Annotated in this window: 19 protein-coding genes; 5 read left to right on the forward strand and 14 right to left on the reverse strand. The window is 37.5% G+C overall.

Going from position 1 to position 16,466, the window contains the following annotated elements; genetic code table 11:
- Window positions 1-267 precede the first annotated feature (267 nt).
- Window positions 268-1,134, reverse strand: a complete 867-nt coding sequence (locus N178_RS09580; protein ID WP_045291955.1) for a nucleotidyltransferase-like protein — start codon at window positions 1,132-1,134, stop codon at window positions 268-270.
- Between the two features lie 221 nt (window positions 1,135-1,355).
- Between N178_RS09580 and N178_RS09585 the strand changes: the two genes are divergently transcribed.
- A complete protein-coding gene (locus N178_RS09585; protein WP_045291956.1) occupies window positions 1,356-1,715 on the forward strand; it encodes a YgzB family protein in 360 nt (119 codons plus the stop codon).
- Window positions 1,716-1,737: 22 nt separating this feature from the next.
- Here N178_RS09585 and perR read toward each other — a convergent pair whose 3' ends face one another.
- The 6 genes from perR to N178_RS09615 form a co-directional block, all read right to left on the reverse strand.
- The gene (perR, locus tag N178_RS09590; protein ID WP_013055172.1) at window positions 1,738-2,172 is read right to left on the reverse strand and encodes a peroxide-responsive transcriptional repressor PerR; all 435 of its coding nucleotides are present in this window, start codon (window positions 2,170-2,172) and stop codon (window positions 1,738-1,740) included.
- A 254-nt stretch (window positions 2,173-2,426) separates the two neighbouring features.
- The gene (bcp, locus tag N178_RS09595; protein WP_045291957.1) at window positions 2,427-2,897 is read right to left on the reverse strand and encodes a thioredoxin-dependent thiol peroxidase; all 471 of its coding nucleotides are present in this window, start codon (window positions 2,895-2,897) and stop codon (window positions 2,427-2,429) included.
- A 69-nt stretch (window positions 2,898-2,966) separates the two neighbouring features.
- Complete coding sequence (locus N178_RS09600) at window positions 2,967-3,359, reverse strand: ion channel (protein WP_045291958.1); 393 nt, start codon at window positions 3,357-3,359, stop codon at window positions 2,967-2,969.
- A 92-nt stretch (window positions 3,360-3,451) separates the two neighbouring features.
- Window positions 3,452-4,237, reverse strand: coding sequence for an ABC transporter permease (locus N178_RS09605; RefSeq protein WP_013055169.1), 786 nt, complete (start codon window positions 4,235-4,237; stop codon window positions 3,452-3,454).
- Window positions 4,238-4,246: 9 nt separating this feature from the next.
- Window positions 4,247-5,038: an ABC transporter permease gene (locus tag N178_RS09610; RefSeq protein WP_045291959.1), complete on the reverse strand. Its 792-nt coding sequence runs from the start codon at window positions 5,036-5,038 to the stop codon at window positions 4,247-4,249.
- Window positions 5,031-6,044, reverse strand: coding sequence for an ABC transporter ATP-binding protein (locus N178_RS09615; RefSeq protein ID WP_045291960.1), 1,014 nt, complete (start codon window positions 6,042-6,044; stop codon window positions 5,031-5,033). Before N178_RS09615 ends, N178_RS09610 begins: the two co-directional genes overlap by 8 nt.
- Window positions 6,045-6,246: 202 nt before the next feature.
- On the opposite strand from N178_RS09615, the gene N178_RS09620 reads away from it, so the two are divergent.
- Together N178_RS09620 and N178_RS09625 are read left to right on the forward strand one after the other, a co-directional pair.
- On the forward strand, window positions 6,247-7,545 hold the full coding sequence (locus N178_RS09620; RefSeq protein WP_014461821.1) for a glutamate-1-semialdehyde 2,1-aminomutase: 1,299 nt from the start codon (window positions 6,247-6,249) through the stop codon (window positions 7,543-7,545).
- Window positions 7,546-8,006: 461 nt separating this feature from the next.
- Window positions 8,007-9,095 (forward strand): FUSC family protein, encoded by a 1,089-nt coding sequence (locus N178_RS09625; protein ID WP_045291961.1) that lies wholly within the window; start codon window positions 8,007-8,009, stop codon window positions 9,093-9,095.
- A 35-nt stretch (window positions 9,096-9,130) separates the two neighbouring features.
- Here N178_RS09625 and N178_RS09630 read toward each other — a convergent pair whose 3' ends face one another.
- From N178_RS09630 to fabL, 5 genes are all read right to left on the reverse strand, one after another.
- Entirely contained in the window at window positions 9,131-10,882 is a 1,752-nt protein-coding gene (locus N178_RS09630; protein ID WP_045291962.1) for an ABC transporter ATP-binding protein, read from the reverse strand.
- A 169-nt stretch (window positions 10,883-11,051) separates the two neighbouring features.
- Window positions 11,052-11,588, reverse strand: coding sequence for a nucleoside tri-diphosphate phosphatase (gene ntdP / locus N178_RS09635; RefSeq protein WP_013055163.1), 537 nt, complete (start codon window positions 11,586-11,588; stop codon window positions 11,052-11,054).
- A 195-nt stretch (window positions 11,589-11,783) separates the two neighbouring features.
- On the reverse strand, window positions 11,784-12,044 hold the full coding sequence (locus N178_RS09640; protein WP_013081548.1) for a YgaB family protein: 261 nt from the start codon (window positions 12,042-12,044) through the stop codon (window positions 11,784-11,786).
- Between the two features lie 189 nt (window positions 12,045-12,233).
- On the reverse strand, window positions 12,234-12,527 hold the full coding sequence (locus tag N178_RS09645) for a gamma-type small acid-soluble spore protein (RefSeq protein WP_045291963.1): 294 nt from the start codon (window positions 12,525-12,527) through the stop codon (window positions 12,234-12,236).
- 97 nt (window positions 12,528-12,624) lie between these two features.
- Window positions 12,625-13,374 (reverse strand): enoyl-[acyl-carrier-protein] reductase FabL, encoded by a 750-nt coding sequence (fabL, locus tag N178_RS09650; RefSeq protein WP_016762867.1) that lies wholly within the window; start codon window positions 13,372-13,374, stop codon window positions 12,625-12,627.
- Window positions 13,375-13,490: 116 nt separating this feature from the next.
- On the opposite strand from fabL, the gene N178_RS09655 reads away from it, so the two are divergent.
- Entirely contained in the window at window positions 13,491-13,715 is a 225-nt protein-coding gene (locus N178_RS09655; RefSeq protein ID WP_014461827.1) for a hypothetical protein, read from the forward strand.
- Between the two features lie 33 nt (window positions 13,716-13,748).
- On the opposite strand, the gene mutY is transcribed toward N178_RS09655, so the two are convergent.
- A complete protein-coding gene (gene mutY, locus N178_RS09660) occupies window positions 13,749-14,843 on the reverse strand; it encodes an A/G-specific adenine glycosylase (protein WP_045291964.1) in 1,095 nt (364 codons plus the stop codon).
- A gap of 239 nt (window positions 14,844-15,082) precedes the next feature.
- Here mutY and N178_RS09665 point away from each other — a divergent pair, with 239 nt between their 5' ends.
- On the forward strand, window positions 15,083-16,063 hold the full coding sequence (locus tag N178_RS09665; protein ID WP_028410120.1) for a metal-dependent hydrolase: 981 nt from the start codon (window positions 15,083-15,085) through the stop codon (window positions 16,061-16,063).
- A gap of 63 nt (window positions 16,064-16,126) precedes the next feature.
- On the opposite strand, the gene N178_RS09670 is transcribed toward N178_RS09665, so the two are convergent.
- Entirely contained in the window at window positions 16,127-16,396 is a 270-nt protein-coding gene (locus N178_RS09670; protein ID WP_013055156.1) for a YfhJ family protein, read from the reverse strand.
- Between the last annotated feature and the right edge of the window lie 70 nt (window positions 16,397-16,466).

Here is a 16,466-nt window from a genome sequence, read left to right on the forward strand (position 1 = left end):
CCGCCGCTCTTAAGCGACTTTTTAATCTTACCAGCTTATCTCTTTCTTGTCAACAACTTTTTTAAGAAGTTTTTTCAAGTTTTTGATAAATTTAGTATCGCTCATCAGCGACGTATATAAATTTACCACGGATTTTTCAAAGCGTCAATAGATTTTTTAAAATAAATCGTGTTTTTTTAGAAAAACCTTTCATCTAGGCTATAAAGTCATATGTCAGGGTATCTATACGTGATAACCATACCGTATCAGATACCCTTTATCTCTCTATCATTTCGCCACATAGTGTCTATGGTACAAACTCTTTCCTTTGGTTTCTACTTTTCTTACCATGATGATATCTTTTTCAATTAAAAACTCAAGGAGTATTCCTAAATCAATAGCATAAGGGCGTATTTCGGGATGATGAACAAGTTCATTAAACGTCCATTCCTGCTTTTCACTTTTCATAATATGAACAAGATGCTTTGCACCCAATTCAGTTTTTTTATTTACTAGAAATTCACTTGCTAAGAAAAGCAGCTCTAAACGCTTGCTAACCTCTTCTTGGCTAATAATTAGCTCTTCATAAAGACGATGAATTTCAGGTTCTATTTTTTTCACTTGGTTCCATACTGTTACTTCTGGGTGAAATCCATTTTCCAACACAGACAGTCGTGCTAAATGATGAAGAGCATGAATGACATGATTGAATGCATCTAAATAATGATTAGACGCATAAAAGTCTTTTCCTTCTTTAAATCGGCGAATCAACTTAGCAAACTCGACACCTATTCTCTTTGTCCGATCTTCTCTAGGGAAATCAATTAAGCGGTTCTTTAAGTTTTCCATATATTCGTTTCGATCAAATAGCACTTTACCATTTAAGATCCAATCAATAATACGGCGGTTCGTCCCATTCATAATCCATTCACTCATTTGCTGTTCAGAAGCCATATAAAGTGCCGCACGCTCATTTTCATATTCGTATTGTTTAATAAAAAGAGAAGTTTCTGTGGTTTTGGTCACAATAAATAAGATAGCATCCAAATTATCCGTCACTGGAGATTCTGATTTCTTTTTTTCAATCAGTAAAATACCTAGTGTGTCTTTATTGCTAGCTCTTTCTTGATATATTGGCCGTAAAACATCTTCCATTTTGAGCTCTCCTAACTGTAATAGACAAATATTTTTCAAAATTTTAAAGGCTATGGACTAAGATTTCTTTTTTATTATATACGATGTATAACGGATATCCCACTCAGAATTATGGAAATCATTCAGAAAGCTCAAAAACCAAAGATAATTTTCCGAAGATTCAATTTTTATCACCATTCACTGTCTCACTCTATGATATATTGGTAACAGGGGGGATACTGATGGGGATAAAGTATTCAAATAAAATTAACAAGATTCGCACGTTTGCACTCAGCCTGATCTTTGTTGGTTTCATTGTTATGTATGGGGGAATTTTCTTTCGGTCTTCAGTTTGGCTAATGACTATTTTTATGCTTCTGGGGTTGCTGTGCATCGTAGCTAGTACCGGCGTTTATTTCTGGATTGGCATGCTTTCTACAAAAGCGGTTCAAGTAACCTGCCCTACATGTCGAAAGCAAACCAAAATGCTAGGGCGTGTAGATATGTGTATGTATTGCAACGAGCCGCTTACGCTTGATCGGTCTCTTGAAGGAAAACAATTCGATGAAAAGTATAATAGAAAAAAACAAAAAGAAAGCTGATAGTATCACTACTATCAGCTTATTAATGCGCTTTTTTAGCCGTACAATCAGGACACGTTCCGTAAATTTCCATTCGGTGGTGACTAATATCAAAGTCTGTAATATGAGCAGCCAGCTTTTCTACTTCGTCTAAACCAGGATAATGAAAATCCACAATTTTTCCGCAGCTTTCGCAAATCACATGATAATGCTCTGTTGTAACATAATCAAACCGGCTTGATGCATCACCGTATGTTAGTTCCTTTACAATACCTACTTCGCGAAATACTCTTAAATTATTGTAAACGGTTGCTACACTCATATTTGGAAACTTACCTTCCAGCGCTTTATAAATGTCATCTGCTGTTGGGTGTGTCATGGAATTGATTAAATACTCTAAAATAGCATGACGTTGTGGTGTAATACGAACGCCAGTACCTTTTAACGTTTCAAGGGCTTCTTGTAAATGATTTGACACGTCATGCACCCCTCTTCTGTAAGTATTATTACTTTATAATTCTTATAATTAGTCTACATGTTTTACCCACGTTTTGTCAACTTGATGCCTATTCCTATTTTATGTAATAAGTAAAAACTATTCATATATTTTATGCAAAAAAAGAAGTGTGGAAATCAACCCACACTTTTAAATATATTAACATCTGAGGAGGTATGCCCTACACTGATATTGTATGTTCAAAGACTAAAACTGCTCTAGTTATCTGCCTGTTTTTATGCCATTTTTTCTTTAATAAATGATAAAGCTTCTTCCACATGCCCTTTTACTCGAACCTTGCGATACTCTTTTACGAGCGTTCCTTCTTTATTAATGATAAAAGTAGAGCGTTCAATGCCCATATATTCTTTTCCAAAGTTTTTTTTCAGTTTCCATACTCCATACTCTTCAGCTACGCTGTGATCTTCGTCAACTAAAAGTAAGAACGGAAGGCCGTGCTTATCAATAAACTTATGGTGTTTGTCGATTGGATCCGGGCTCACTCCTAGAATCACCGCATCTAGCTCTTCAAAATTTTCATGCTGATCTCTGAAATCACAGGCTTCTGTTGTACAGCCTGGCGTCATATCTTTCGGATAAAAATACAGCACAACGTTTTTTCCTTTCATCGACGCTAGTGATACTTGTTCTCCATTTGTAGACATCAATACAAAATCGGGTGCTTTTTCTCCAACTACAGCTGTCATATTTATCTTCTCCTTTACGCTTTTCATTTTCTCTGAATAGCGTACCCAATATTAGATAAGATGACAAGTTTAAGTGCGGGTAACAGTTCGCATCACAAAGATTGCAGGCATAATATAGCCGATAAACGCTTCAAAAGTTGCAAATAATTTCCCAACTCCAACCGGATACATATCTCCGTATCCTACTGAAAATAACGTCGCTGCGCTGAAATACATGCTGTTAAACAGCGTATAAAAATAATGACCTTCATGTTCAAACCCTCCGCTTAACACTGGAATGCTCCCCATCTCACACACTGTATAAATAAGGCTAAATCCCAATAAAACTGTGATATATGAATAAAACAAGACAAAGAAATGACCAATTGAGAAAAAATGAAATTCTCCAAGTTCTTTTTCAAAGAGAAACTTCATACTACCAATCACAAAAACAATGATAACGAGGATTAGAAAAATAACCATCATTCTACTCCTTTAACTTGTACTCTACTACCACTATACGCACGTTCTTGTCCATTCATTACTACTCCGAAGCCACGAAAAAGAGCAGGCATTTAATTGCCTGCTCCTCTGTATTTTTTGACACCTGTATTCCATAAGAAAATAGAGATTACAAAAAAGACGATTCCCATAACTGGGGTTAAAAATGCATATCCGTACCATTCTGACCTTCCTAAGAAATAAGCAGCTGGATATACGCCTACAAATGCAAATGGAAGAATCCACGTTAAAACATATCGGATGACATTATTATAAATATCTACAGGATACCTTCCGTAATTTCCAATATTATAAATAGTAGGCATAATAGAAGTTCTGGCATCCGACCAGAAGCCTATGCTTGCTAAGGCGATGAAAATTCCTGCGTATACAAGCGCTCCTCCTAAAATAAACAATAGAAAAATAAAAACATCATACCACTGGAAATGAAGATGTAAAGAAGACGCAGCGTAAGCCATTACTGCAATTCCTGTGATACCACCAAACAATGATTCTAGTTCCATCCGCTCTAAAATAACTTGAAACAAACTGTGAATCGGCCGCGTTAAGATTCGGTCCATTTCTCCTTTAACAATGTACCGCTCGTTGAAATCCCAAATATTAAAGAAAGACGAAAAAATAGCAAAAGGGACCAAAAAGAAACCATAAATAAAGATAATTTCCTCTCGTGACCATCCGTGCAGCGACTGAGTATGTCCAAATACAACTAAAATAAAAATCAAATTAACTGTTTGAAACAATAAGTCTGAAATGATTTCAACTACCATGTCGGTGCGATACTGAAGCCTGGTTTTCATATATTGACTAATGTACTGAAAGAAAATCGAAAAATAAAACATTTTCATAGACTACCCTCCTTGAATAACCATTTTTTTCTTCGCTATGTTCCACAAACATGCAATAGGGATAAATAGAAGTCCTGACCAAACTGCTTGTGTGATAAGAGCATTTATTATTTCCTGCCCTTTAAATCCATTTGTGAAAATCATGCTCGGAATATAACTAATGGCCTGAAAAGGGAAATAGCTCATAATATGTTGCGCCCAGAAAGGATAGAAACTGATGGGCAAAAGAAGTCCTGAAAACAAATCAATAACCACTCGCTTTGCTCGAATGAGCCCATCATTGTTAAAGAGAAAGAAAGTCGTAATACCCGTTAATAAATTAATTTGTGTATTAATAATGAAACTAAAAATTAAAGACAGTCCAAAATAAAGCCATGTTGCTGCATTTGCTGAGAACTGTACTGGAAATAAAAACGCGACAATAATCATACCTGGCACTGAGAAAAACAGCAACCGAAAAATCCCTTCTCCCAGTCCTTGCATTGTTTTCATACCAAGGTAGCTATAAGGCTTAATTAACTCTACTGCCACTTTGCCATCTTTAATTTCCATTGCCATTTCACGGTCAATGTTATTAAAATAAAAGGCTCTTGCCATCCATGAAACTGCTACATACGTTGTCATCTGGGTAATGGATAACCCTTGAATATTCTCTTTTCCTCCATAAATAGCGGACCATAAAAAGTAGTAAGCACCAATATTAATCGCATAAATCAATATTCCGCTGTAATAATTCGTCCGATACGCCAGCATCATTAAAAAGCGAATGCGTATCATCTCTATATATTTATCCATTCACAACACCTTCTTCATAAATGTTGCGGATGATTTCTTCCGTTGAAATTTCTTCAATGTTAATATCACTGATTTCATGTTTTGCCACCACTTTAGCAATCAGCTGTGACATTAAGTCTCCTTTATTTTGAAGCTGCGCTGTCCACAAATATTTTTGATCACCTTCAATCCAGTTAACAGGCATCCCTTGCGTCAATAGCTTCAACTGCTCTTGATTTGGAGCTGTTCCAAATTCAAACGTAACTTGTTTAAGGTCTCCCCAATTCGAACGCAGCTTTTGCAGTGATCCGTCATAAATAATACTGCCTTCATCCAGCATTACAACGCGTTCACATAAAGCTTCAATATCTGCTAAATCATGTGTCGTAAGTAAAATTGTCGTATTATACTTTTCATTAATTTCTTTTAAAAATTGGCGGATTTTTAATTTAACTAGTACATCTAAACCGATCGTCGGTTCATCTAGAAATAGAAGCGGCGGATTATGAATAAGAGCAGCAGCCAGCTCACAGCGCATTCTTTGACCTAGAGAAAGCTTTCGCACCGGCTTATCTAGCAGCGGTCCAATATCTAAAGTTTGAATAACGTGCTCCATATGAGCGTTATAATCTTCATCTGACACTTTGTATACTTTTTTTAACAAGCGGAAAGATTCTTGTACGGCAATATCCCACCACAGCTGAGAGCGTTGACCAAAAACAACTCCAATCGTTTGGGCAAACTTCTCCCTTTCTTTATGAGGGTTCATTCCATTTACGGTAATCTCGCCTGAAGTAGGAGTTAAGATTCCTGTCAGCATTTTGATTGTGGTCGATTTCCCCGCTCCGTTTTCTCCTATATAACCTACCATTTCCCCTTGTTTTACGGTAAACGAAATATCGTTCACAGCTTTCATGACTCTATAATTACGGGTAAATAAATCCCGGAATGCCCCTTTAAGGCCAGAGCGGCTAGAATAAGCTTTAAATTCTTTCCGAAGTTGATTCACCTCAATAGCATTTTTCATCGTATTCCCTCCGTTACGTCGACGTATTAGTGGTTTCTTTTATTGTTTCCGGCGCCCTTGCTAGCAACTCCTCCAAGAAACGAGGAACTATTTTCTAGCAGTTAGCTCACAAATTTCTATCATACACGTTCTCGAATGTTTTTCAAGAAACAAATAAGTTTGATAGAATAAAGAAGTTGAACTTTTTATTAGGAGGCATAACATGCAATTTACAAAATCAGAACAATTACACGCTGAAGCGCTCGAACATATTGTAGGCGGCGTTAACAGCCCTTCACGTTCATATAAAGCCGTGGGAGGCGGAGCACCTGTTGCAATGGAAAAGGCAAGCGGAGCTTATTTCTGGGACGTCGATGGAAATAAATATATTGACTATTTAGCAGCTTACGGTCCTATTATTACAGGACACGCTCATCCTCATATCACGAAAGCTATTACAAAAGCAGCTGAAACGGGTGTTCTTTACGGTACTCCAACTGCTCATGAAGTCACATTTGCTAAAATGCTCAAAGAAGCGATGCCCGCATTGGATAAAGTGCGCTTCGTCAACTCTGGAACAGAAGCAGTTATGACAACGATCCGTGTAGCACGCGCTTATACTGGACGCGATAAAATTATTAAATTTGCAGGTTGCTATCACGGCCATTCCGACCTTGTATTGGTGGCAGCTGGATCTGGCCCTTCTACACTCGGAACTCCTGATTCTGCAGGTGTACCAAAAAGTATCGCTAATGAAGTCATCACAGTTCCTTTTAACGATATTGAGCCTTACAAGGAAGCATTAGAAAAATGGGGCGATCAGATTGCGGCTGTTTTAGTAGAACCAATCGTTGGAAACTTTGGAATTGTTGAGCCGGAACCTGGCTTTTTAGAACAAGTCAACGAATTAACTCACGAAGCTGGAGCACTTGTTATTTATGATGAAGTTATTACAGCGTTTCGCTTTATGTACGGCGGAGCTCAAGATTTACTTGGTGTAAAACCTGATCTGACTGCCTTTGGAAAAATCATCGGCGGCGGTCTTCCAATCGGAGCCTACGGCGGTAAAAAAGAAATCATGGAAAAAGTGGCGCCGCTTGGACCCGCTTATCAAGCAGGTACAATGGCAGGAAACCCAGCTTCTATTCTTTCTGGGATTGCTTGCCTGGAAGTACTAAAGCAAGAAGGCGTTTATGAACAGCTGGATAAGCTAGGGGCGATGCTCGAAGAAGGTATTTTAAAACATGCTCGTACATATAACATGCCTATTACGATCAATCGATTAAAAGGCGCTCTTACTCTCTACTTTACAACAGAAACGGTTAAAAACTATGAACAAGCAGAAAATACAGACGGCGAATTATTCGCACGCTTCTTTAAACTAATGCTCCACCAAGGTGTCAATTTAGCTCCTTCGAAGTATGAAGCATGGTTCCTTACTACAGCTCATACAGAACAAGATATTACCGACACATTAGAAGCAGTGGAAAAAGCATTTAAACAATTAAGTGAAGAACGCTAATTTTTATTCTAAAGAGGCTGAGATAAAAGGATTTTAAACGAAGTGAAAAACGAACCATTGATCAGGATGTTTGATTAGTGGTTCGTTTTTTTGTTAGGGTAAACGTAGGTTTCATGTATGTAGGTCTTTCTAGCAGTTGATTGGATTTATTTCGTTATATCTCGACCTCTTTTTCGTTTTACCTTTGGGTTTCCTTATAGAACATTCCCACCTTTCATAACCATTTCTTACGCGTCATCTCCTTTTTGTCAGCCTGTCGAAAAATCCCGAGAAATACCCTTATTTTTCTGCTTGTTTTCTCTTGATATCCATTCTTAAACCTTGTATAGTATGTTATTGTTTATATTATTTCCAACAGGTTATGTAATAAAGAAGGATTGATTTTTGCAATTTATCATTTGTTTTGGGGAACATTCTTCATAACGAAAAAACTTTTCTACAGAAAGGAACTACGAACGCACATGAAACTTGGTGCCCGCATCTTAAAAACGGGAATTGCCATTACACTTTCATTGTTATTAGGTGAATTTCTAAGTTTACCATCTCCAATATTTGCGGCAATTGCGGCAGTTTTTGCAATTCAACCGTCTATTTACAGATCTTATTTAACAATATTGGAGCAAATACAGGCGAATGTGATTGGAGCTGCTTCTGCAGTTTGTTTTGGACTTATTTTTGGTACCCATCCCATCATTATTGGTTTTACCGCTGTTGTTGTCATCGCAGTCAACTTAAAATTACGTATTAATAATACAATTGGGCTTGCGCTTGTGACAGTAATTGCAATCATGGAAAATCCAGGAGATAATTTCGTTGAATATGCGCTTATACGCTTTGGTACAGTGTTACTTGGGGTATTCTCAGCATTTATTGTCAATCTTATTTTTATTCCGCCAAAGTATGAAACAAGATTGTATTATAAAATTGTAAGCACAACGGAAGAAATTATTAAATGGATTCGCATGAACCTTTATCACGCATCTGAGCACACATTGTTAAAAGAAGACATTGAAAAAATGAAAGACAATGTGGCTAAAATGAATCAAATCTTTGATTTTTACAAAGAAGAACGCACCTATTCAACCAAAAAACGTTTTGTTAAGTCACGCAAGCTCGTTTTATTTCGTCAAATGATTACCGTAACAACACAAGCTCTTACAACCTTGAAACTACTTCACCGAGTAGAAAATGATCTTCAAGTCATGCCGCAGCAATTTCAAGATTTAATCAAATCTGAAGTTGAGTGCTTGTTAATGTATCATGAGCAAGTATTATTAAAATTCATTGGGAAATTACGCGTACAGCCAACCACTACTGTACCAAACGAAGCCTGCGTTGGAAAACGAGCTTTAATCGATAAATTTATGCAGTATAAAATATACGATAATGATGAAGAGAATAAGGTTATTTATCATATCTTTCCTTTAATTTCTGTCATTATTGAGTATAGTGAAGAGTTAGAACATCTTGATAAGCTGATTGATACGTTCCAAAACTATCACAAAGATGATAACTCATTTGATATTAATCATCAGCGACAAGAAGATTAAAAACGCCACCTATTGTTAGACAATAGGTGGTGTTTTTAAATTGTATCAAGCTGCTGAACGTTAAAGAGCTGATAGTAATGACCTTTTTTCTTAATTAACTCCTCATGAGAACCCCGTTCGACTACTCTTCCATTTTCTAAAAGTACAATTTCATCCACATGAGTAATTGTAGATAAACGATGGGCTACAATGAAGGTCGTACGGTCTTTTGCCAGTTCAGCTAATGCTTCTTGAATATAGTGCTCACTTTCCAAATCTAGCGCTGAAGTGGCTTCATCAAAAATAAGAATAGCTGGATTTTTTAAAAATACGCGCGAAATGGAAATGCGCTGCTTCTGTCCCCCCGATAGCTTCATTCCCCGCTCTCCCACTTTTGTATCATATCCTTCAGGCAAATTCATAATAAAATCGTGTGCATTTGCGGCTTTTGCCGCAGCGATTACTTCTTCATCTGTCGCTCCTGGCTTTCCAAGCAGTATATTATTTTTAACCGTGTCACTAAACAACACCGTATCCTGCAGAACAATTCCAATCTTATCTCGCAGGCTGCGTACTTTATAGGTTTTGATATCAATGTCATCAATGAGAATTTTCCCCTCTGTCACATCGTAAAAGCGCGGAATTAAGCTGATAAGCGTGGATTTCCCTCCTCCGCTCATTCCAACAAACGCAACGGATTTTCCTTTTTCTACATCTAAATTAATATCATGAATCACAGGTTTTTCTTCTTCTTCATAAGCAAATGAAACGTGCTCAAACTGAACTTTTCCATGAAGCTCAGTGCATTCTTTTGCATCTTTTTTGTCTGTAATATCGTATTCTTCATCAATGAACTCAAACACCCGGTCCATAGATGCAACAGACTGCGTGAGCGTAGTCGATGAATTGACCAAGCGGCGAAGCGGATTATACAAGCGGTCAATGTAGGCAACAAATGCTACCATCGTTCCTACGCTAAGACTTTCTGTGATGACTTGATATCCAGCAAATGTAATCACGATTAAAGGTGCCAAATCGGTAATAGTATTCACTACTGCAAATGTTTTTGCATTCCAATTCGTATGATTGATTGCTTTTTGTAGAAAATTTGAATTTTGCTTATCAAATTGTTTCTGCTCATGAGGCTCAATAGCAAAGCTGCGAATAACAGAGATTCCTTGAACTCTTTCATGTAAGTGACCCTGCACTTCCGCTAAAGCCTGCGAACGGACTCTGGTTAAATGGCGCAGACGGCTGTAAAAATATTTTACAGAGAACGCATAAACCGGCAGCAAAATAATCGATACTAGTGTTAAAGGTACATTCATCGTAAACATAATCACAATGGCTATTACAATCGTCATCATATCAAGCCATACATTCATTAAGCCTGTGATAACAAAGTTTTTTGTTTGCTCTACATCATTGATGACTCGTGAAATCACTTCACCCGCTCGAGTATTTGCATAGTAACGTAAGCTAAGCTTTTGAATATGGCTAAACAGCTGATCCCGAATATCATATAATACTTTGCTCGATACCCACTGAGCATAATACTGCCTGTAATATTCAATGGGAGGCCTTAACACTAAAAATATAACAAACGAAATTCCCATAATCGTCACCATTTTATGAACTTTTTCAGCGGAAGACATGCCATGTCCATTTACGATATCGTCCAAAACATATTTCAAAAGCAGCGGAATTAATAAAGGAATAGCAAATTTAATAATACCAATTAATACAGTGCCGACAATTTGCCATTTATATGGCTGTACAAACTTCATGTAGCGTCTTATACTTCCCATAAAATCTCCCCTTTCTATCTATGAGGGCAAGCTTTCTTAGTATATGTACACGCGTCGATTTTTTAGTGCTTTTATCTCTTCTAAAAGATGGTGAGCATAACGCCAAAAAGAACATTATATCAAACAGTCAGCTTTAGACGGCCTAACATAATGTTCTCTAGATCATTCATCAAGAATGCCGATATGTTAAAAAGCGCTCATACCAAATGTCAATGAAATCTGGAGCAAACGGGCCTTTTCGCTGTCGAATCCAACCTTTTAACTCCTCTACGTGATTATGTAAAATACGGTCAATCACTTCTGGATAATTCATTTCTTTTCGATGCTTCTCATATTCATCTTCATCAAGAAGGGTGTATGTCATATCTGGGTAGACTTTGATATCTAAATCATAATCAATATATTTGAGCGCTTCATTGTCATCATAAATGAACGGCGAACTGATATTGCAGTAATAATAAATTCCATCTTCACGGATCATCCCAATGACGTTAAACCACTGCTGAGCATGAAAATAACAAATTGCAGGCTCTCTTGTGACCCATGTTCGTCCATCTGATTCTGTAACGACCGTGCGATCATTTCCTCCAATCACTAAGTTATTGGTTGCTTTTAATACGGTTGTCCGATCCCACACGCGATGAATATGTCCATTATGCTTGTAGCTGTGTATTTGAATTGTTTCTCCTTCCACCGGAATTCCCATCTCCAATACCTACTTTCATTTTAGCACTTAAAAAAATTCATATAACGTCTCCATTTGTCTTATGTTTATTATAACGGTTTCTCTCTCATTTTAACACAAATGTGCTAACCTTCTTGATTTCAAAAAAGTCACTTCCCCTACTTTTCCTTTGCTTGACAGCCTTAAAAAAGAGAGGAAGTGACCCATCAATGTTCATTAAGCAAGTGTAGAGCAAGCCCCTTCACTTTTATATGTACGAATAATGTCTTCGGTTTGTGCTTCAAACGTCAATTGAATCTCTTTTAATTTTAGCTTCATTTCACTAATTTCATCCTGCACAGAATGAAGTTTTGCTTCTTCATGAAGTTTTATTAGTTCACCTTCAATTTCCTGACAGCGCTCAATCTCAGACTGCAAAAACAGAAGTTGATCCATGGTCTCCAATTGTTGAGTCACTAGCTGATCAAATTTTTTCATACGATAGCTCCTCCCTATTTGCTTTAACCATACACGCGGCACTTCTGTTAACATTCTGTTTAGGTGATCCAGATTCCTTTGACGAGCTGTGTAAAGTTTCAAGAAGTTTTGTCATACTTTGTTGCTTTTTATATAAGAAAAAGCGAACTTAACATCGCCGTATGAAAGACGTTAAGTTCGCTTTTGATATTAACCTTGGTATTTACCAGAGTTTTGGTTTTTCTTTGCTTCAGCTTGTGCATTTTGTTGTCTCACTTCTTGAGCACTTGTTTCGCTAGCAAATTCAGTACCGAAGTTGTTTTTAGATGCTTGAGCATTTTGGCTTTTGTTTGCCGCTGCTTGAGCATTTTGTTGTTTCACTTCTTGTACATTTGTTTCGCTACCAAATTCAGTACCGAAGTTGTTTTTAGATGCTTGAGCATTTTGGTTTTTCACGTGTTGTGTGCTTGTACCAGATGCTGTTTTGTTTGTTTGTTTTGCCATTGTAATCACCTCCACGAAAATTAATATGCCCGGGAGGTAAATAGGGTATGCAAACTTTTTTCAGTATTTTAAAGCGCAAGCACAAAATACATTTACCTTACATTAAAAGTGAACGCCCTCCGTCAATAATAAGCGTTTGGCCGCAAATCATATTTGCTTGATCGGAGACTAAGAACATTACTGCATCTACCATGTCTTTTGGCTCCACCATACGACCAGCTGGAGTATGTTTGCGCGCATCATCTAACAGTTCATCACGATTTGGGAAATGCTTTAATGCTTCTGTATCCACAGCACCTCCAGATACAGCATTTACCACAATATTCTTTGGAGCAAGCTCCACTGCTAAATAGCGGGTCAATGCTTCTACAGCAGCTTTTGACACGCCTACTGTTGTATAATTTTCTAAATAGCGAATAGAACCAAGCGAACTGATGGTAACAATCTTTCCTCCGCCTACTTTTTCCATACGTTTAGCCGCTTCTTGTGCACAGAATAAATACCCTTTACTATTGATGTCCATTGTCCAATTCCAGTGAGTTTCTTCTAATTCCATAATAGGACGTAAAACCCCTGAAGCCGCATTACTTACAAATACGTCTAAGCGACCGAATGCTTCATCAATTTGTTCAAACATTTCTTTAATTTTTTCTACTTTTCCTACGTTTGCTTTAACAACTAATGCTTCTCTGCCTAATGCTTTGATTTCTTCCGCTACTTCCTGCGCTGCACTTTTGCTTCGTGCATAGTTTAATACAATATCGTATCCTTCTTTAGCCAGACGTAAGGCAATCTCTTTACCAATACCTCTGCTGCTTCCCGTAACTAGTGCTACCTTTTGTGACATGATGTCATCTCCCTTATGTATCATATTATCTTTACATTGTACTGATTTTATCGCATAAGAAACAAGTAATATAGGGAAAATAGATAAAACTTGATAAAATGAACGAGGTGAATAGAATGTATGTAGGTAGAGACATGACGGCTCTTTCAATGATTTCTAAAAGCGAGTGGAAAGACAGCGAGCTTGCGTTTTTCCATCACTCTTTACAGCAAATGACGCCGTATTTAAATGCTGAAGGACAAAGTATTCATCAGCAAATTATTAAAGAAATTGAAGCACGGGGCGGGTTACAGCGCCACGAAGCAGATTATACACACGGCACACATGTTTCATATGATTAAATAAAAGAAGCGCGGAGTTTATCCACGCTTCTTTTATTTAACAAGTAAATATTCTTTTAAGATTTTTTGATGGGAAACAGGAAATGCATATTGTTCTAAATCTTTTTCAGAAACCACTTTCAAATTTTTTAATGCACTGATATCACTTACAAGCTCTGCCTCATATACTGTGACGTTCCAGACGATATGAGAAAACACGTGCTGAATTGTGGTAAACGGCGCATTAATTTTAATATCAGCTCCGTACTCATTTTGAATAAATGCCTGAAGCTGCTGATGATCTGGCGCTATACTAAGATCTACTTCTATATTTGGAAATTCCCATAGGTTAGCTAAAAGTCCTTTGCTTGGACGCTTATGAATCAGATAATTTCCTTCACCGTCTTTAACCACCGCTGCAGCAAGCTGAAGAGCACGCGGCGCTTTTTTCTTTGATTTAACAGGAAGCTCATTTTGCACCCCTTCTTCAAAAGCGCGGCAATGTTCGCGAACTGGACATAACAAACAGGAAGGAGAAGTTGGTGTACAGACAATGGCACCCAGCTCCATCATGCCTTGATTGAAATAAGAAGGATTATCTTTTGAAATAATTTCATGCACGATTTCTTCAAACAGCTTTCTTGTTTTCGGTTTTGCAATATCATCCCAAACGGATAAAATGCGCGATAGCACACGCATGACATTTCCATCTACAGCAGGCTGCGGCACTCCGTATGCAATACTTAAAATGGCCCCTGTTGTATAAGGACCCACTCCTTTTAGTTTGGAGATTTCTGCTGGCGTATTTGGAACTTCTCCCCCGTATTGTTCGTGGACTTCTCGAACCGCGGTTTGCAAATTACGGGCGCGGGAATAATAGCCTAATCCTTCCCACGCTTTTAACACATCATCTTCATTCGCATAAGCTAAGTCTTTGATAGTGGGAAATTTGCTAATAAAATTATTAAAATAAGGAATAACCGTATCTACTCTTGTTTGTTGAAGCATAATTTCAGATACCCACACCTTGTAAGGGTCCTGATCTTGACGCCAAGGTAAAATGCGCTGTTCCTGTTCAAACCAAGAGATTAAGTCATTTTGAAATGCTCGAATATCAAAATTTTGTACAATATCTTTACTTTGTTTCACGTCATAGCCTCCGAGGTATTAACTATACATATACAATGTGTTGCTTTTTGAATCTTAGTAACTTTATGATAACCTTATAACAACTACAAATATGAATAGTAAAATGAATTGTTCAAATAATGAATAAAAACAGCCAATTTGCTGCGTTAATAATAAAACAAGATTTTTTGCTTTAAATCAAGCTTTCATGTTGAATTAGAATAATCTAAGATCGTCATCTTACAAAGGAGGAGTTCGCTCTGGATACTGGTACACACATTGCAATGGGAATCGCTCTGGGCGGCCTTGCAACATTAGACCCCACTGTATCTGCGAATACAGCCACAATGGATGCTGTGATGATTGGCGTAATGGCCGGGTCATTAGCACCTGATTTAGACACTGTTTTAAAGCTGCGAAACAATGCACAGTATATCCGCAATCACCGTGGAATTACACATTCTATCCCAGCTGTTATTTTATGGCCTTTGCTTATCGTGCTCATTCTTTCGCTTCTGCTGCCAGGAGCTAACTTGCTGCATCTATGGATGTGGACCTTTGCAGGCGTCATTATTCACGTTTTTGTTGATATCTTTAACGCTTATGGGACGCAGGCTTTACGGCCTTTCACAAATAAATGGATTGCGCTTGGCGTAATCAACACGTTTGATTACGTGATTTTCTCAGCTCACGTACTTGCGATTTTAATTTGGTTTATTGGAGCAGAGCCAGGACCAACATTTATTACGCTGTATGTGTTATTGGCGTTTTACTATGGACTGCGCTTTTATATGCGCCATCAAATCGCCAAAAAGCTTCGAAAACAGTTTCCTGATGTAATCAAGCTCAATATCTCCCCCACAATGCGTTTCACTCACTGGCACTTAGCCGTGACGACCGAAAAGTATTTTCATGTAGGAAGAGCAATCGGAGAAGAAATTTTCATTTATGATACGTTTGATAAAGTTCCAATTCCTGAATCGGCCGTAATCGAAGTAGCGAAAAAAGATGAAAACTTATCTGCTTTTCTTTCCTTTTCACCTATTTACAGATGGGAACTGGACGAATACAACGACCATATTGAAGTGCGCTTTATTGATTTACGCTACCGCAGCAAAGATTACTATCCATTTGTAGCCGTAGTCCAGCTTGATTACGACTTAAATATTATTTGTTCGTACACTGGTTGGATTTTCAGTGAGAAAAAATTGCGTAAAAAGCTTGATTACCTCCCGCACTAATCATAACAAGAACAAATATGAAACCCAAAAACGAACCGTCTTGAGAAGACGGTTCGTTTTTATTTAATGTTTTAAATAGTCATCGTTATTTAATAAATGCTGATATTTAGGGTTTTTAACCGCGATTTCATGAAGTTTGTCGCCGTAGCTGTTGATGTACATCGTAACAACCTTTTCCGTCGCTTCTTTCCCTTTATAATCATATCCTGCTTTTGCGTAAGACGACTCAAAATCTTCCCAGAAAAGTTCAACCCACGTGCGCGCTTGAGCGTATGAGAGCGAACTGTTTTTATTTAATAGCTGATTCGTTAATCTTTCAAATATATCGTTCATAAGAACACCTCGATTACCAAAATTCTTTATGAGTATGTTTGCACTTTTAACTTACACTATAAATGCGGAG

The organism is Priestia aryabhattai B8W22 (assembly GCF_000956595.1).
In the GTDB taxonomy this organism is placed as follows: Bacteria; Bacillota; Bacilli; order Bacillales; family Bacillaceae_H; genus Priestia; species Priestia aryabhattai.

What these genes read in the sequence shown, in the direction of transcription:
- N178_RS09580 (WP_045291955.1), bottom strand. Translation starts at nt 1,134, where the DNA reads ATGGAAGATGTTTTACGGCCAATATATCAAGAAAGAGCTAGCAATAAA.
- N178_RS09585 (WP_045291956.1), top strand. Translation starts at nt 1,356, where the DNA reads ATGGGGATAAAGTATTCAAATAAAATTAACAAGATTCGCACGTTTGCA.
- bcp (WP_045291957.1), bottom strand. Translation starts at nt 2,897, where the DNA reads ATGACAGCTGTAGTTGGAGAAAAAGCACCCGATTTTGTATTGATGTCT.
- N178_RS09600 (WP_045291958.1), bottom strand. Translation starts at nt 3,359, where the DNA reads ATGGTTATTTTTCTAATCCTCGTTATCATTGTTTTTGTGATTGGTAGT.
- N178_RS09605 (WP_013055169.1), bottom strand. Translation starts at nt 4,237, where the DNA reads ATGTTTTATTTTTCGATTTTCTTTCAGTACATTAGTCAATATATGAAA.
- N178_RS09610 (WP_045291959.1), bottom strand. Translation starts at nt 5,038, where the DNA reads ATGGATAAATATATAGAGATGATACGCATTCGCTTTTTAATGATGCTG.
- N178_RS09615 (WP_045291960.1), bottom strand. Translation starts at nt 6,044, where the DNA reads ATGAAAAATGCTATTGAGGTGAATCAACTTCGGAAAGAATTTAAAGCT.
- N178_RS09620 (WP_014461821.1), top strand. Translation starts at nt 6,247, where the DNA reads ATGCAATTTACAAAATCAGAACAATTACACGCTGAAGCGCTCGAACAT.
- N178_RS09625 (WP_045291961.1), top strand. Translation starts at nt 8,007, where the DNA reads ATGAAACTTGGTGCCCGCATCTTAAAAACGGGAATTGCCATTACACTT.
- N178_RS09630 (WP_045291962.1), bottom strand. Translation starts at nt 10,882, where the DNA reads ATGGGAAGTATAAGACGCTACATGAAGTTTGTACAGCCATATAAATGG.
- ntdP (WP_013055163.1), bottom strand. Translation starts at nt 11,588, where the DNA reads ATGGGAATTCCGGTGGAAGGAGAAACAATTCAAATACACAGCTACAAG.
- N178_RS09640 (WP_013081548.1), bottom strand. Translation starts at nt 12,044, where the DNA reads ATGAAAAAATTTGATCAGCTAGTGACTCAACAATTGGAGACCATGGAT.
- N178_RS09645 (WP_045291963.1), bottom strand. Translation starts at nt 12,527, where the DNA reads ATGGCAAAACAAACAAACAAAACAGCATCTGGTACAAGCACACAACAC.
- fabL (WP_016762867.1), bottom strand. Translation starts at nt 13,374, where the DNA reads ATGTCACAAAAGGTAGCACTAGTTACGGGAAGCAGCAGAGGTATTGGT.
- N178_RS09655 (WP_014461827.1), top strand. Translation starts at nt 13,491, where the DNA reads ATGTATGTAGGTAGAGACATGACGGCTCTTTCAATGATTTCTAAAAGC.
- N178_RS09670 (WP_013055156.1), bottom strand. Translation starts at nt 16,396, where the DNA reads ATGAACGATATATTTGAAAGATTAACGAATCAGCTATTAAATAAAAAC.